This is a genomic window from Frankia umida (genome assembly GCF_023242945.1).
Taxonomy (GTDB): Bacteria; Actinomycetota; Actinomycetes; order Frankiales; family Frankiaceae; genus Frankia; species Frankia umida.
This window is the reverse complement of the sequence record NZ_JALKFT010000011.1, coordinates 1-15794: the sequence shown is the minus strand read 5'-3', so window position 1 is coordinate 15794 and position 15794 is coordinate 1. Positions and strand designations below refer to the sequence as shown.

General features: G+C 70.5%; 12 protein-coding genes. 8 read left to right on the top strand and 4 right to left on the bottom strand.

The window, feature by feature from the left end:
- Window positions 1–302: 302 nt before the first annotated feature.
- Together MXD59_RS12855 and MXD59_RS12850 are read right to left on the bottom strand one after the other, a co-directional pair.
- Window positions 303–1253 (bottom strand): LLM class flavin-dependent oxidoreductase, encoded by a 951-nt coding sequence (locus MXD59_RS12855; protein ID WP_248824886.1) that lies wholly within the window; start codon window positions 1251–1253, stop codon window positions 303–305.
- On the bottom strand, window positions 1250–3643 hold the full coding sequence (locus MXD59_RS12850; RefSeq protein WP_248824885.1) for a CaiB/BaiF CoA-transferase family protein: 2394 nt from the start codon (window positions 3641–3643) through the stop codon (window positions 1250–1252). The genes MXD59_RS12855 and MXD59_RS12850 overlap by 4 nt, the downstream gene beginning before the upstream one ends.
- Before the next feature lie 728 nt (window positions 3644–4371).
- Between MXD59_RS12850 and MXD59_RS12845 the strand changes: the two genes are divergently transcribed.
- The 7 genes from MXD59_RS12845 (at window position 4372) to MXD59_RS12815 (ending at window position 11774) form a co-directional block, all read left to right on the top strand.
- Window positions 4372–4644 (top strand): 2Fe-2S iron-sulfur cluster-binding protein, encoded by a 273-nt coding sequence (locus MXD59_RS12845; RefSeq protein ID WP_163549998.1) that lies wholly within the window; start codon window positions 4372–4374, stop codon window positions 4642–4644.
- A 51-nt stretch (window positions 4645–4695) separates the two neighbouring features.
- Window positions 4696–5451, top strand: coding sequence for an iron-containing redox enzyme family protein (locus tag MXD59_RS12840; RefSeq protein ID WP_163549999.1), 756 nt, complete (start codon window positions 4696–4698; stop codon window positions 5449–5451).
- Window positions 5452–5490: 39 nt separating this feature from the next.
- Complete coding sequence (locus MXD59_RS12835) at window positions 5491–6813, top strand: ATP-grasp domain-containing protein (RefSeq protein ID WP_248824884.1); 1323 nt, start codon at window positions 5491–5493, stop codon at window positions 6811–6813.
- Window positions 6810–8069 (top strand): ATP-grasp domain-containing protein, encoded by a 1260-nt coding sequence (locus MXD59_RS12830; RefSeq protein WP_248824883.1) that lies wholly within the window; start codon window positions 6810–6812, stop codon window positions 8067–8069. Before MXD59_RS12835 ends, MXD59_RS12830 begins: the two co-directional genes overlap by 4 nt.
- On the top strand, window positions 8066–9385 hold the full coding sequence (locus MXD59_RS12825) for an ATP-grasp domain-containing protein (RefSeq protein ID WP_248824882.1): 1320 nt from the start codon (window positions 8066–8068) through the stop codon (window positions 9383–9385). Before MXD59_RS12830 ends, MXD59_RS12825 begins: the two co-directional genes overlap by 4 nt.
- Window positions 9386–9450: 65 nt before the next feature.
- A complete protein-coding gene (locus tag MXD59_RS12820) occupies window positions 9451–10827 on the top strand; it encodes an MFS transporter (RefSeq protein WP_248824881.1) in 1377 nt (458 codons plus the stop codon).
- 158 nt (window positions 10828–10985) lie between these two features.
- A complete protein-coding gene (locus MXD59_RS12815; protein ID WP_248824880.1) occupies window positions 10986–11774 on the top strand; it encodes a crotonase/enoyl-CoA hydratase family protein in 789 nt (262 codons plus the stop codon).
- A gap of 18 nt (window positions 11775–11792) precedes the next feature.
- Here MXD59_RS12815 and MXD59_RS12810 read toward each other — a convergent pair whose 3' ends face one another.
- Complete coding sequence (locus MXD59_RS12810) at window positions 11793–13292, bottom strand: toll/interleukin-1 receptor domain-containing protein (RefSeq protein WP_248824879.1); 1500 nt, start codon at window positions 13290–13292, stop codon at window positions 11793–11795.
- Between the two features lie 1208 nt (window positions 13293–14500).
- Here MXD59_RS12810 and MXD59_RS12805 point away from each other — a divergent pair.
- Window positions 14501–14833: a hypothetical protein gene (locus MXD59_RS12805; RefSeq protein ID WP_248824878.1), complete on the top strand. Its 333-nt coding sequence runs from the start codon at window positions 14501–14503 to the stop codon at window positions 14831–14833.
- A gap of 357 nt (window positions 14834–15190) precedes the next feature.
- Here MXD59_RS12805 and MXD59_RS12800 read toward each other — a convergent pair whose 3' ends face one another.
- Window positions 15191–15730, bottom strand: a complete 540-nt coding sequence (locus tag MXD59_RS12800) for a toll/interleukin-1 receptor domain-containing protein (RefSeq protein ID WP_248824877.1) — start codon at window positions 15728–15730, stop codon at window positions 15191–15193.
- Between the last annotated feature and the right edge of the window lie 64 nt (window positions 15731–15794).

The following is a 15794-nucleotide window of genomic DNA, read 5'->3' as shown; positions in this document are numbered from 1 at the left end:
CCCGCGGGTTCATGCTGTTGTTCATCGCCCTGGCGAACTCGCACTACTTTCTGCGCGGCTCGTCGGTGCTCGGCGGCTATCCCCGGGACGGGTCCGGCCTCGACGCGGCCGTCATCTGGCTGATCGCCACCTTCGTCGACGGACGGGCGTTCCCGATGTTCGGGCTGCTGTTCGGCTACGGGGTCGCCCAGATCGTGCGACGCCAGCGGGAACGCGGGCCGCGGGCCGTCCGAGACCCTGATCCGCCAGATCACCTACCGATCATGACGATCGCGGTGACGGGCCATCGCGGTGACGCGGGCCTACGTGGGTCCGGTTGCCGAAGCGCTCTCGGCGTGGACGGCGGGCAGGACGTCGTCGAGCAGGCGGTGGACGACGTCGTCGGGATCGCCGGTGCCGGGTGCCGGCATGAAGACGAAGTGCTGGACACCGGCGGCGACGAAATCCGCCAGTTTGCGGGCGACCTCCTCGGGGGTACCCACGGCCGCGACGTTGTCGATCATCGCGCGGAAGTCCTGGTCGTAGTTGCCGCCGATGGTGCGGGCGGCCTCCTCGCGAGCCCGATCGCCATCCTTGTCGACGTTGACGAAGACGAACGCGTGGTATTCGAATCCGGTCAGGTCACGGCCGGCTTCCGCGGCCAGGGCGCGGATCGTCTGGACCGAGGCCGCATAGCGCCGCGGCGAGTACAGGTAGGGCATCCAGCCGTCGCCGACGAGGGCTGCGCGGCGCATCGCCCGTTCCTTGCGGCCGGCGATGACGATGGGTGGGCCGCCGGCCTGGGCGGGCGCGGGGTGAATCCGGACGTCCGCCATGGAGTAGAACGGGCCCTCGTGGGTGATCTCCTGCGCCGTCCAGAGTCTGCGCAGCAGGGGGATCGCCTCGTCCAGGCGGCGGCCGCGTTCGTTCAGGGGGACCTGGCAGGCGCGGAACTCCTGCGGGTACTCCCCGCCGATGCCGACGCCGAGGGTCAGCCGGCCGCCGCTGGCCCGGTCGAGGTCGGCGACCTGCTTGGCGATGATCGCCGGTGGATACAACGGCAGCAGCAGGATGGACGTGCCCAGCCGGACCCGTTCGGTCACCGCGGACAGCCGCGCCAGGGTCATCATCGCCTCGGTCGAGGGGTTACGGGAGGCGACGTGCCCGCCCGTCCACAACGAGTCGATGGGCAGTGCGTCGAACCGGGCGGCTCGTGCCAGCTCACCGCCGACGACGAAACCTACCTTCACCTGCTGGGGCCGCGTGCCCGTCACTGGGCCACCTCTCGGTCGGTGTAGCGGGCGAGGATCGTCTCGGTGTCGGCCCCGAGGACGGGACCGGGGCGGACCTCGCCGCCGCCGGTACCGCCACGTCCACCGGCGGAGAAGTGCCACGGTGGCCGCAGCACCCACTGGCGTCCGAGCACCGGATGGTCGACCTCGACGAACGCCTCGCGGGCGGCCAGATGCGGGTCGGTGGCAAGATCGGCGAAGGTCATGACCGGTTCCGCGGGAACGCCGGCGGCCTGCAGGGACGCCGCTGCCTCGGCGGCCGTCCGCGGATGCGTCCAGGCCCGGATGGCCTCGTCGATCTCGTCGGCGGCGGCGCGGCGGGCCGCGGGGGTGGACAGGGCGGTGGGCCAGTCGTCGCGGCCGAGCACCGCGCACAACGCCGACCACTGGGCCTCGTCGCCGACCGCGAGCGCGAGCCAGCCGTCCTCGCCGGCGGTGGGATGGCAGGGGTGGACGCCGTGCGGGGTCATCGTGTGATGGCCGTTGCCGCGGCGCTGCCGCCAGGGGACGCCCGCGACGTGGGCGAGCACCGCGTCGGGGGCGCTGGCGATCACCACTTCGCGTGAGGACAGGTCGAGATGCTGGCCGCGGCCGGTCCGGTCGCGGTCGAGCAGGGCCGCGAGGATACCCACGGCGAGCGCCGCGCCGCTGCGGTAGTCGACCGGGTCCCCGACGTCGGTGGGCGGGCCGTCCGGGTAGCCGCTCTGCACGGACAGCCCACCCGTCGCGGAGAAGATGCTGGCCAGGCCCGCTCCGGTGGCAAGCGGACCGGTCGAGCCGTTGGCCGAGGAGGAGGCGACGACCAGGCGCGGGTTGAGGTCCAGCAGGACGTCGGCGCCCAGACCAAGGCGGGCCATGACACCCGGGCGGAAGTTGTCGACGACCACGTCGACCTCGCCGGCGAGCCGGCGGGCCAGCGCCAGGGCGTCCGGCTGGGTCAGGTCCAGGCGCAGGGACCGCTTGTTCAGGTTGAGCTCGTTGAAGATCGGTGACGCCTCGAGGGTGTCGTAACGGGCGAGGAAGCCGTAGCGGGCGAGGTCCGGCCGCCGCGTCGACTCGACCTTGATGATCTCGGCTCCGAGAAAGCCCAGCAGCAGTGTCGCGTAGGGACCGGCCGCCGCCCAGGTGAAGTCGAGCACCCGGACCCCGTCCAACAGCCGCCCTTCCCCGGGCCGGTTCGACTGGGCTGGCAGGTGCGACCCACGGGACTCGCGGGGCTGGCGGGGCTGGCGGGACTCGCGGGGCTCGAAGCCGGTGGACGAGCCGAGCCGGGGGGCCGGACGCACAGGCAGCGCCGACGCCGAGAACCGGTAGGGCGCGCCGGGGATGCGCAGGTGACCGCCGTCGCCGTCGTCGACGCCGACGTCGCGGAAGAAGTCGCGGTGGGCGAGCTGCTCATCCTCGAGCAGGTCGGTCGGCTCGGCGAAGATGCCGGCGGGGGCGCCGACCGCCGCGAGGAGGCGGGCGGCCTCGTGTTTGGGCCGCGCCTCGCACCAGGCGGTCAGCGCCTTCTGCAGGCCGGCGACGTCGGCGGCGCGGGCCTGCGCGGTGTCGAAGCCGGCGGCCCGGAACTCGGCGCCCTGCGGTGTGGCCAGCAGCCGATCCCAGTGCTCGTCGCGCAGGCCGACGGCCTGGATCCAGCCGTCCTGGCAGCGTTGCATCCCGCCGACCGGGTAGCGGGAACGCTCCCGTCCGACCAGGATTCCGTCGTTGAGGAAGCGGTTCAGCCGGGTGCGGTTGAGCGTGAGCAGCGACTCCTGCACCGACACGTCCACCCGTTGGGCGCTGACCCGCTCCCGCGCACGCCCGCCGGCCGCCGTCCTCGCGGCGGGCCGTCGGGAGGCATCCCAGCAGGCCGCGAGGGCGGCGATGGCGGCGTTCCAACCCGCGTCGAAGTAGCCGAGTTCACTGCCGAGCTGGATCGGCGCGCGGTCGGGGAACCGCTGCCAGCCCAGCCCGCTCGGCAGGGTCGAGCCCTCCCCCGACGCGTGGAACAACGTCAGATGATGGGCCTGGTGGCCGCTGGACGGTCCGGTTGCCCCGAAAGGACGCACCGACACCACCGCGGTGTCGGGAATCCGCGCGGCCAGCGGGTCGAGCCGGGCCGGCGCGAGGTCGGTGACGAGCAGATCGGCCGCGGCGGCCAGCTCGAGAATCCCCTCGCCCACGGGCCGGATGACGCTACGCTTACCGGCGCTGAGGTAGACGAACCGGGCGCTGACACCCGCGGCGGTGCGCGGCTCGGCGGCGCGCAGCACATGGCCGGACGGCGGCTCGACCATCACCACCTCGGCGCCGAGATCGGCCAGGAGCCGGGTGCAGAAGCTCACCGCCACGCTCTCGCCGACCTCGAGCACCCGCCAGCCGGCCAACGGACCAGTGGTTAACGGCCCGGCGTCTCTCATGTCCACTCGGTCCTGGCCATGCTTCGCAGCCTCCCAGTCGGTGCTGACGCCCACTGCCCTACCTGACGCCCACTGCCCTCTGACGCCCACTGCCCTACCTGACGTCTGCCGCCCTGCCCAGACGCCTACTGTCCTGCCGCCCGGATGCTAGGCGACCGGACGAACCCCGGTCCACCGACCTTGGTCGGCACGGGCCAGCTCGGACCATCGACCAAGGTCGAGCGACCCCTCGACCCCCGGTCGGCCCATCCACCTCGAGGACGAGAAACCAGTTGACAGATCCCGGCAACGCCGGCAGGCGGAGAACAGTGCCCGAACCGCATGTCGGCTGCTCGACAGAAAACACGCCGTCGCGTCAGCCGGTCGGCCGCGTGATCCCACGTAAAGTCATTCTTGCCATCCCGTCATCAGCAGGTGACAGGATGACCGTGATGGCGGCGGCCACCCTCGTACCGGCCCATGGTCGAGCTTTTTCCGAAAGCCTCGCCCGACGGCGACCGAAGCAGCAAAGGCGACCGGACGAGGCCGCACCACCTTCCCTCGTCCGGGATATCCAGGGCTGCTTCCTGGAGCGACACGGTGAACAGCGAGAAGGTGGGCGACCCGGTAACCACCGGCGCCGCCCAGGGAGGAGGTGTGGAATCCGCTCCGAACCGGTCAGTTTTTCGTCCGACACACCCGCATGGAGGTGCCACATGCCCACGCTGAAGTTCGTCAGCGCCGACGAGAAGGTCGACTTCGAGGATTACGTCGACCTGACCGACATGGATGACATCATCACGTTCGGCTGTAGGTCCGGCAGTTGCGGAATCTGCGCCGTTCGCATCGTGAGTGGCGCCGAGAACCTGTCGCCGCGCACCTCACGGGAGGACAGCCTCTTCGAACTGCTCGGCGAGGACAGCCCGGCCATGCGCCTGGCCTGCCAGAGCCGGGCCTACGGCGACGCCGTCCTCGACGAGGTCAACTAGCCCCCCACCAGCACGTTCACCCACACATCCACCAGCATCAGGAGAACTGTCATGGAGACCACGAACCGCCTCACCCACAGCGCACTGCTGCGCCGCAAGCCGTTCCTGTCGCCCCGCGACAGCGCGCAGGCCAAGCAGGAGATCGACGCCTTCCTGGACGAGAAGATGGCCCAGTGGAACGCGACCGTACCGTTCGCGCGCCATCTCGAGGGCAGCGAGATCCAGCTGCGGTACTACCGGCAGACGCTGATCGAGCACGCCTGGCGTATTCGCCTGATGCGCACCGCCCAGTCCTACGCCCTCCACAAGATCACGAAGGTCAATGCCGAGGCGGCGAAGCTGTACGCGGCCTATCAGGACGAGGAGATGCTGCACGACGTCCTGTTCATGAAGGACGCCGAAAAGGTGGGGCTGTCCGCGCAGGACATCTTCGAGACCGAGCCGAGCCTGTACACCCGACTGCTCGCCGGCTACCTGTACTTCGTGGCGGAGCACGAGAAGGTTCTCGGCGTGATCTGCTACAGCTATCTGGTCGAGTACACCACCCAGAAAATCACCCCGAAGCAGATCAGGGCCATGTCGAAGTCGCTCGGCAAGGACATGATTGTCGGCCAGGCCGCACACCTGAACACCGACCTCGTCGAGGACCACACCCAGGACATGTGGGACATCCTCGGTCTCTTTGTCGAGAGCCAGCAGGACATCGTCGACATCAAACGGTACTTCGACGAGATCCAGGAACTGCTCCGCCAGTTCTTCGTGGACATGTACGAGCGTTTCGGCGCCGTCGAACCGCAGTCGGCCTGACGCCGACCGAAACCCCCTGTTCCGGATTGGATTATCGGTATGGCTGGGAACTCTGGCTTTCTCGTTCTTTCGCACCAGCTCAGGACCATGGTCGCGCCGCTGGTCGCCGCGCTGCGCCAGCGGGGGATCACCCCCTACGTCCTGTCGTCGCGTCCCGCGGACGCCGGCACCGGCGAGGCGGCGGACTGGCAGGCGGACGTCGGGGCGCTGCACCTCGGCGACGGCCACGGTCTGCGCGAAGCCGACGTCGACGAGACGCTCGCCCGGTTGGCGGCGGAGGGCGTCCACCTGCTGGGCGCGATCAGCGTCTGGGACGCCTACCGGGAGCTGATGGCCTACGCGAACCGGTCGATCGGCGCCGGTGACCTGGCCGTGGGCACCGTCCGCCAGCTGCGGGACAAGCTCGCGATGCGGGAGCGGCTGCGCGAACACGGGTTGACGCGGGTAGGTGCCTGGCCGTTCGACCCCGAGCGTTACGCCACGCTGGCCGACCCGTCCCGCTACTTCGTCAAGCCCCGCACCGGGTTCGCCTCGCTCGGCGCCGTGCGCGCGGACCGCCTCGGCGGCGCCGCGGAACTCACCGAGCTCTGGGAGCGGGCGGCGCGCGACGTCGCCTACGCCGGTGCCTTCGAGGGCGCCCCGTCGTTTCTCCTCGAGGAGTTCATCGACGGCGTGGAGTGCAGCTTCGAGGTCAGCGTCCAGCGGGGTTCGGCGACCGTGCACGCCGTGCACGAGAAGGTCGACCTGCGCGAGTCCGGTCGGACGGTGCTCGAGAACGCCTGCGTGTGCCCGCCGACCTCGCTGGGCGCCGCGGCGGTGCAGCGCGGCATCGACCACGTCACGCTCGCCCTGAAGGCATTGGACGTCGACACCGGCGTCCACCACGTCGAGGCCCGCCACACCCCCGACGGGACCTGGGAGATCGTCGAGATCAACCCGCGGATCGGCGGCGCCTACATCGTGCCCAGCACCCTGGTGCACAGCGGTGTCGACCTGCTCGGTCGCTGGATCGACCTGCTGCTCGACCAGCCTGACACCGCTCCGCTCGACGAGTCGCCGCGGGCCATCGACACGGCGGCAGCGGGCATCGACACGGCGGCGGCCGATGGGGTGCGCAGGACGTTCTTCCGGGTCTTCTTCGGCGATCCAGGTCAGCGGATCGCCCGGATCACCCGCCGGCCGGCGCGCGTCGAGGTGCTTGAGGAGAAGGTGTTCGTCCACGACGGCGACACCCTGCCCGACGTCGACCGGGAGATCTTCGTCGGCCAGGCGCTGTGGGACATCACCGCGCTCGGCCCCGACCTGCCGGCCGACTTCGTCGTCGAGACGGAGTCCTATCTGGAGATCGGCTATCGGCCATGAACATCGTCATCCTGCACCGCATCCCGTTCAGCAAGATCCGCTATGACCTGGCCGTCGACCACACCCGCCATGACGTGCGCTACCTGTGCACGGGCACGACCGACGGCCTGCCCGCCGGCGCCCACAGCCGCGTCCTGGCCACCCCGACCACGGACGTGGACGCCCTGTCCGCACAGCACGCGGACTGGCTGGGCAACGCCGACCGGCTGATCGCCCGCTCCGAGTACGACCTGCTGCCCGCCGCGCACCTGCGCGCCCGCTTCGGCATCCCCGGTGACCGACCCGCCGACATCGCCCCGCTACGGGACAAGTGGCTCATGCGTACCCGCGCCGCGGCAGCCGGCATCCCCCAGCCCGCGTTCTGGAGCGTCGCGGACTTCCGCCGCACCCCGCCCATCCCCACGTCCACGCCCACGTCCATCCCCGCGTCCACGTCCAGCGCGACGGCCACGTCCGGCGCGACGGCCGGCACCTATCTGATCAAGCCACGGTTGGAGGCGTCCAGCACCGGCATCGAGACCGGTGATGTCCGGGCGGTCCTCGAGCGCCTCGACCGGCTCGGCGCCGAGGCCGCGGCCGAGGTGTTCGTCGAGGAGTTCGTGCCCGGCGAGATCTGGCACCTCGACGGTTATCTGCGTGGCGGCACCGTCCGCGCGGCCACGTGCAGCGTCTACGTCGGGGACTGTCTGAACTTCGCCTTCGGCAGCCCGCTGGGTTCCGCGCAGACACCCGACGAGCCGGCGGCGCTCGCGCTGCTGCGCCGCACCCTGCCCGTACTCGGCCAGCGGGACGGCTGTTTCCATTTCGAACTGATCCGGGCCGGCGACGGCCGGTTTCTGTTCCTGGAGACGGCGAGCCGGGTCGGCGGCGCCGGTGTCGCGGAGACCTTCGAGCTACGCACCGGCATCAACCTCTACCAGGTGGACCTGGCGCAGCAGCTTTTCGGTGAGATCGACGAGCCGCCGATGCGGCTGTCCACGGATCTGTACGGCTGGTTCGTCTTCCCCGCCCACCATGACACCGACCACGCCACCGTCGACTTCGACCCGCACCGTTTCACCGGACGGCTGGTGTCCCACGTCCACAACGCCCGTCCGGCGGCGAAGGCCGGCGAGATCAGCTATGCCGCGGCGGCGACACCGCTTTCCGGGATCGTCCGCGGCAACGCCGCCGACCTGCGGGCGACCCTCACCGAGATCTGCACACGGACGACCCAGCGGACCCAGACCCAGCCGGCCGTTCTGGAGTCGGTATGACCACGGCCTGCTTCGTCCTCACCGGTTACAACAACACCCGCGTCTACGACGTCGCCAAACTGCGCGACCTGTGCCATCGGGAACACCACGCGCGGCTCGTCCTGGTCACCGAGCGGCCGGGACCGCAGGATGCCACCGCCGCCGACGTCGTGATCGCCGCCCCGCTCGACCAGCTCACCCCGTCTGACCCACCCGAAGCGACCGACCCACCCGGCGCGACCGGCGCGACCGGCTCGACCAGTGCCTTCGCCGCCGCGGCGCGGGTCGCCGCGCGGCTGGGACGGCTCGGGTTGCGGCCGATCGGCGTGCTGCCGTTCGCTGACCGTGGCGTCGTGCTCGGTGCGGAGCTGGCGGCCAGGTTCGGGCTGCCCGGCGCCGAACCGTCCCGGGCGGTGCTCGGCCTCGACAAGCACCGGTTCCGCGCCGCCGAGGCCGCGGTCTCCCCGACCGCGCATCCGGACGGCTACACGCCGCTGCGCAGCCAGGTCGTCCATTCACTCGGCGCGTTCGAGTCGGCCGTCCACCGCTTCGGCGGCACCGCGTTCGTCAAACCGACCAGCGAAGGCAACAGCCGCGGCTGCCAGATCGTCCCCTCCGTCGCCGCCTGCCCGCGGGTGTGGACGGCCCTGGCGCCGTACCACGAACATGGGGTGATGGTGGAGACGCTGGTGACCGGCGCCCGCGAATACAGCTGGGATTTCGCCGGTGGCCACCGCTGGCTGACCGAGAAGCACACCACGACGGGCCGTTTCCGGGCCGAATACCAGCAGATCGTGCCGGCGCCGCTGGACGAGGTGCAGACCGCGCTGCTCGACCGGGCCGGCGCGCACGTGCGCGATCTGGTGTCCCCGACCAACGGCGCCTTCCACACCGAACTCTTTCTGCTGGAGCGGGGGGTCGCCACGGTCGAGACCAATCTGCGCCCCGGCGGCATGCACATCTGGGACCTCGCCCGGCTCGCCTTTCCCGGTTTCGACCCGTGGCGGGAATGGCTGCGCTGGTCGACCACCGGCGAGATCCAGCCCGCCCGCCCGCGGGCGCACGCGGCCAGCGGTATCCGCATGCTGCGCGCCCCCCGCGACGGCATCGTCATGTCGACCCCGACCGTCGCCGACGTCGCGGCCGACCTTGGCATCCCCCTGCACGACGCGACCCTCACCACCGCGCCGGGCCAGCGTGTGCGCGCCGAGGTCGCGGACAACGCCGGTTTCGTCGGGCAGATCGTCCTGGTCGCCCCCGACGCCCCGACCCTGCGGGACCGCCTGGACCGGCTCAGCACCGCCGTCGAGGAACGGATCGACATCGATGCGCACTGACCGCGAGGGGGACGGCACATTGGTGATCATCCTGGCTGATGTCGTGATCGTCCTCGGGAGGAGGCATGGGTAGCTGGCAGCTGCGGGTGTTCCTGGCCGCCCGCGTGCTGTCAACGCTGGGCGATCAGGTGCTGCAGTTCGCGGTGCCGCTGATCATCTACACCGCGACGGGCAGCGTGTCGCTGGCCGGCTTCGCGTTCCTGGTCGAATGGCTGCCCCGGCTGAGCTCGCTGCCGCTGGCCGGGGTGCTGTCCGACCGGTTCGGCGGACGCCGCGTCTACGCCGCCAGCGACAGCGTCCGGGCGGTGGCCTGCCTGCTCACCGTCCTGGCGCTCGGACGATGGCCGGGGCACACCTTCGGCCTGACCGCGACCCTCATGGCGCTGTGCGCGTTCTGCTACGCCCAGACGTTCATCGCGTTGGAATCCACCATCCCGCAGCTCGTCCCCCAGGAGGATCTGCCGAAGGCACAGGGCGTCCTGCAGATCATCAACAGCGGCTCGGGGGTGTTCGGACCGGCCGCGGGCGGCCTGATGCTGCTCTGGGTCTCCCCCACCCAGTTGCTGTGGGCGAGCGGGGTGGCGTTCGCGGTCGGAGCGTGCGGCGTCCCCGCCCTGCGCGGCCTGAGCCCACTGACCCCGGACGTCCCAGCCAGCGCGGACGGCCCAGCCAGCACGGATGGCCCAGCCAGCACGGATGGCCCAGCCGCCACGGACGTCCCAGCTGCCGCGGATGTCCCAGCTGCCGCGGACAGCCCCGGTGCCACCCGGACGGCCGGCGTGGTGCGTCGCAGCGTGCTGGGGGATCTGCGGGTGGGTGTGCGCAGCCTGGCCGCGGCGCCGATCCTGCTGTCGCTGGTCGGACTGACCATGGTCGCGAACCTCATGGTGGGTTTTGCCATGGCGACCGGGGCAGCCCTGACCATCGGCCGTTTCCATCAGCACGACACCGTCTTCGCGACATTGCAGATCACCGTGGGGGTCTTCTCCGTCGGCACCCTGCTGCTGCTGTCACGGCTGCGTCGGCACCTGTCCATCTACCGGATCGGCGTGCTGTCGTTCCTGCTCAGCGCGGTCGGCGCGGCGCTGATCGGGGTCGCGCCGCTGTTTGCGCTGTACGTGCTCGGCTATGGCCTGTGCCTGGGCATGACCGGCCTGTTCAACGTCTTCATCCGGGTCGAACGGCTGCACTGGATCGCCCCGGCCGAACGGGGCCGCGTCATCAGCCTGATCGTGCTGCTCAACCAGAGCACACTGCCGCTGGCCGGTGGGCTGGTCGCGCTGATCGGCGGCAGGCTGTCCGTCCAGTGGCTGTTCCTCGCCGTCGCGGCCCTGGCCTGGCCGGCCTACGCGCTGCTGCTGCGTCCGCTGCGCACCCAGGCCATGACGGCCCGCCCGGCCGACCCCGCGCCGGTGGCGGTGGCGGTACCGGTGGCGTCGTAGACCGCCTCGTCCCAGGTACTGCCGTTCGCTGGACGGCCGGACCGCCGGTGGGATGAAGTGCCAGAGGTGACAGCCTCGGGCCACCGACCACCGACCGTGGCCGGGCCGACGGGCCGACGGGCTGACGGGCTGACGGGCTGACGGCTGACGGGACGGAGATGGCGATGTCCGAGGTGCTGGTGGAACAGGACGGCGCGGTCCTCACGGTGACACTGAACCGGCCGCACCGGCGCAACGCGCTGACCTACACGTCGTTCCGCCTACTCGCCGACACCTGGGACCGCGCCGACCAGGATCCGGACATCCGGGTCATCATCGTCACCGGCGCCGGCGGCAGTTTCTGCTCCGGGATGGACCTGCGGGCTCTGTCCGACCGGCAGAGCGAAGGCGGGATCGCCGCGTCCGCAGAGGACTCCCGCGTCTACGACGCGCTGCTGCGCGACCGCCGCCCACGCCAGCCGCTGATCGCCGCGGTGGAGGGCAGCGCCGTGGCCGGCGGCGCCGAACTGCTGCTCGGCACCGACATTCGGGTCGCCGCCGAGAACGCCCGGTTCGGCCTGCCCGAGGTCAGCTGGGGTCTCTACCCCGAAGGCGGCGGCGCCGTGCGACTTCCCCGCCAGATGCCCGTCGCCCTGGCCGCCGACCTGCTGCTGACCGGACGGACCATCACCGCCGTCGAGGCCCGTGAGGCCGGCCTGTTCAGCCAGCTCGTCCCCGCCGGCCAGAGCCTCGCGAAGGCCCGCGAACTGGCCGCCGCCATCGCCGCGAACGGCCCGCTGGCGGTGGAGGCCGTGCTGCGCACCCTGCGCGAGACCCTCACCCTGTCCGAGCAGGACGCCTACGCCCACGACCGCCCCTACGCCACCGCCGTCAACCACTCCCAGGACGCCCGGGAAGGCCCCGCCGCCTTCGTCGCCAGACGCACCCCCGTCTTCCACCGCCACTGACACCGGCTGACCGCCCGCTCAGCCCACCGCCCACAGCCGGACGGTCGCGTCGAAGCTCGCGGACGCCACGCACCGGCCGTCCGGTGAGAAAGCCACCGCGACCACATCGCCGGAGTGACCGGTCAGCGGGCCACCGACAGGAAACGGGCTGGCTGGATCCGCGACATGCCACAGTCGAACGCTGTTGTCCTCACTGCAGCTCACGAGCAGCCGGCCGTCGGGTGAGAACGCCACGGACCGCACTCGCGCCGTGTGACCGGTGAGGGGACGGCCGATCTGCTGCGGCTCCCCCGGATTCGCGACGTTCCACAACCGTATGGTCAGGTCACTTCCGCTGGTTGCCAACGTCGCGCCGTTCGGGGAGAACACAGCCGACCACATCACTCTGTTCGATGTCAGCGGTCGCCCGGCCGACCGGAGATGGGCCGGGTCGGCGATCGACCACAGTCGCACCTTCTCGTCGTCGCTCGCGCTCGCCAGGAGCCGACCGTCCGGCGAGAACACCACCGAGTTCACCGATTCGGTGTGTCGCGCGAGGCCGAGGGGCTGCAGGTTCCCGGGCCCGGTCACCCGCCAGAGACGCACCGAGCTGTCGCGGCTGCCAGTCGCGAGAAATCTTCCGTCGGTCGAGAACGCCAGCGTTCGCACCTGGCCCGAATGACCGCTCTTGGTTTCGTGTAGCAGCGTCGGACTGCCCGGGTCTGCGACGTTCCAGCACCGTACGATGCGGTCGCTTCCTCCAGCGACGAGAACCTCGCCGTCCGGGGAGAACGCGGCGGCACGCACTGTGCCGGTGCCACCGAAAAAGGAATAGCCGATCTTGTGCGGCTGCGCGGGGTTGGTGAGATCCCACAACCGCACTCTGCGGTCCTCACCGGCACTGGCGAGGAGGCGACCGTCTGGCGAGAACGCGACCGTGCGCACGGCGAGCACGGGACGCACGGCATCCTTGTGGCTCTTCAGCGGCTCCCCGAGGGGATGGGGCGTGACCGGTGATTCGGCGAGTGCGGGGAAGGCTGGTTCCGTGGTCGGGGTGGACTCCTGCGCGCCGGGGAACCGCGGCGGCTTCCTCGGCGTGGCGCTGCCGGCGAGCGCCTGCCGGATCCGGCCCAGCAGGTAGCGACGGGCCTCCTCCTCGGACCGACCGAACAGATCGAACGACACTATCTGCTGGAGAATCCCCGGCTGGGCACAGTCCTCGACCCGGATCGGCAGCAACCGACTTGTGTGGCCCGGCGGGCTGGCCGTCACCGCGGCCAGCCATTCCAGCTTCCCGTGCTCCGAAGCCAGGTAGGCGTCGGACAGCAACGCGATCGTCCGCTCCGATTCCTGGATGGCCTGGTCCGCCATGACCATCCAGTTCGTGCCTGGCACGAAGTCCCAGTCCGGCAGTGTCACCCGATGGCCCGCCTGCCGCAACTGCCAGGCCACCCAGCTCGCCCAGTCCCGATCAGCATGACTGTAGGAAATGTAAAAGTCCCAGCCGCCAGCTCCGGCAGCCGCCCCCGTGTCTGTCACGCCACGCATCTTCCCAGCCCGAGCCTCGGAAGATGGATCGACCCAGGCTCGGAGGAGACGTCACGCCGCAGGGACCGGCCGTGCGTCCGCGAGGACGGACGCACGGAGCAACGGATGGAGCCCGCGGACGGAGACCAGGTCGACACGGCGTCCGAACAGATCAGATCGCCACAGATGGCTCGTACGTGGGCACACGATCACGTTAGCCGAGCAGCCCATCCACGTTTACAGGAACCCGCAGGCCACGGGTCCAACTCGCCTGGGGGTGCGCGATCTCGTCGGCCAAGAGGCGGTCGAACTCCTCGACGGAGGAGCAGACAACAGACCGACCTGCTTCGATATGAGCGTAGTTACACCGTACCCACAGTCCGCCAAAATCGACACGCGCCCACCCAATTGATCACGACCAGATTTCTCCGGTTCCCGCCAGCGCGGCAGGACCTGGGTCTCCTGGTGCCGCGACCCGACGGCGGACGCAGTCCGATAGCCCGTCGCCCGGAGCGACGAACGACAGTTCCGCGGAACCGCCTCTGGAGCCCTCCGAGGAGCGCCCGCCGTCATCTCCGGTCGGCTGGGGTGACGACCGCCGCGACCCGGTTCGGCGACCTCGCCGCCGGTTCCGACCGCTGGGGACCCCAGTTATGGCTGACGTCCACCAGGCTGAGGCTCGGCTCGACGTCCTGCGCGGTTCGCCCGTCCAGGAGAGAACACCGTGCCCCAGCGCTCGGAGAACAGCGCTGGGGCACGGGGCATCGCTGGGAAGCGGGTAGGCAGACGCGCGGGGGCGGTGCTGGGATACTGCATGGTCTCGTCGGTGGTGAGGGAGCGGGCGGCCAGCGCGCAGGCCAGGATGGGCCACCGTCGCTCATCGGTGTTCCAACTGACAAGGTCAGTTTCCACCTGGGAGACCAGAGCAGCTGGTCGGCTGCGTCCCGCGCCGGGATTGATTGTGAGGGCGGAGGTGTCTGGAGGTCGATGACGCGACTGACGCCGGTCTTTATCGGGAAGATGAGTCGCCGGCTGTCCGCGGTCCAGGCCAGCGCGGTCACCGCCGGACCGCCCGCGACGCGCACAGGTCTCGTGGGCGCGGCATCAGGCGGTGATTCTCGGCTGCTGTCGCGATACAGGCCGCCTCGACAACAGACATAGCCGACCTGAGGTCGGACGCCGCCCCCATCGCCCAGGTGCGGGCGACCCCGACGTCCACCGTGGTCACCGTCGACCAGTTGCCGTTCATAATCACCGATGTCACGGTGGCGGAAACCCTCAAGGGGACGGCGCCGGGCACCGTCCGGATACGCCAGACCGGCGACCGGGGTAGGGCCGGCACGCACATCCTGAACTCCGGGTCGACCTATCTGCTCTTCCTCCAGCCGTTCACCCGCCCGGGCGAGGACACCACCAACCAGTACTCCATTGTCGGTGTCGATGCCGGCCTCTACCTCGAGGACGGCGACCAGGCGCATCTTCAGGACACAGAATCCCCTGGGCTTCCCCGGACGCTCCCCATCGCCGATCTCAGCGCCCAAGCCAGAGGTTGAGACCCGCCAGCGGAAGCAGCGTGATGTGTGATCGGTGGCCAAGCAGCTCGGCGATCCGTCCTCAACATCTCCCCTGGCCGGCGTATGACACCACACCACGCCGAGGTCGGTAAGGATGCCGTCAACCAATCGGACCGACGACTGTGCCTTCGGCAGTGGTGTCTTCGGCGGCCGACCGGCCGGATAGGAGCGGGGTGGCGGCGAGGGCTGCGATCGCGAACCAGGAGACGAGGACGACGGCCAGGCACGCCGCCAGGATCTGGGCTCCCCAGGAGTGCCCGAGGCGCTGCCCCTACCCGGCCTCATCAAGCAGGCCAGGGGTTGAAACCGGCGGGCGGGAGCGGTGGGACTGGATGGCTACGAAAGTGGGAGGGCGGGGCAAGGCGGGCGGCGATGGTCGGGGAAGCCCGGTGGCTGGCCCGGCTTGATCCGCTGGGCTCTGGCCGCCTGGCGCAGTCGGTCGCGGGCGACGTCGGCGTCCAGCCCGAACAGGTCGATGCCGATCAGCTGGGCCAGCAGGCCTGGTCGGTCGCAGTCCTCGACCCGGGCGAGGATCAGGCGCCGACGCTGTCCGTCTGGGTCACGCAACCAGGTTGCCTGCCACTGTGCCTGCGCGGCAGCCGACTGCAGGTAGGCCGACGACAGCACGGCCACCGTTCGGGCCGCCTGCTGGGTGGCCCGATGTAGCTCATGCACGTACGCGCTGCCGGGGACGAGATCCCATGCCCGAATCCGGGTCTGGTAGCCGACGTCCTCGAGGTGCCAGGCGATCCACTCGGCCCAGGCCCGGTCTGCGTCCACGTAGGAGACGAAGAAGTCAACAGCCCGGGCATCGGAGCGACCGTCCGGTGACCCCTCGCGCGTCGGGTGGCAGACCGCCGGGTCGGAGCCTGTCAATCCCGGTGAGACATCAGGCTGCTTGGTTCGTGGGTAGCGCCTCCTCGGTCTCGATGATCGCTGG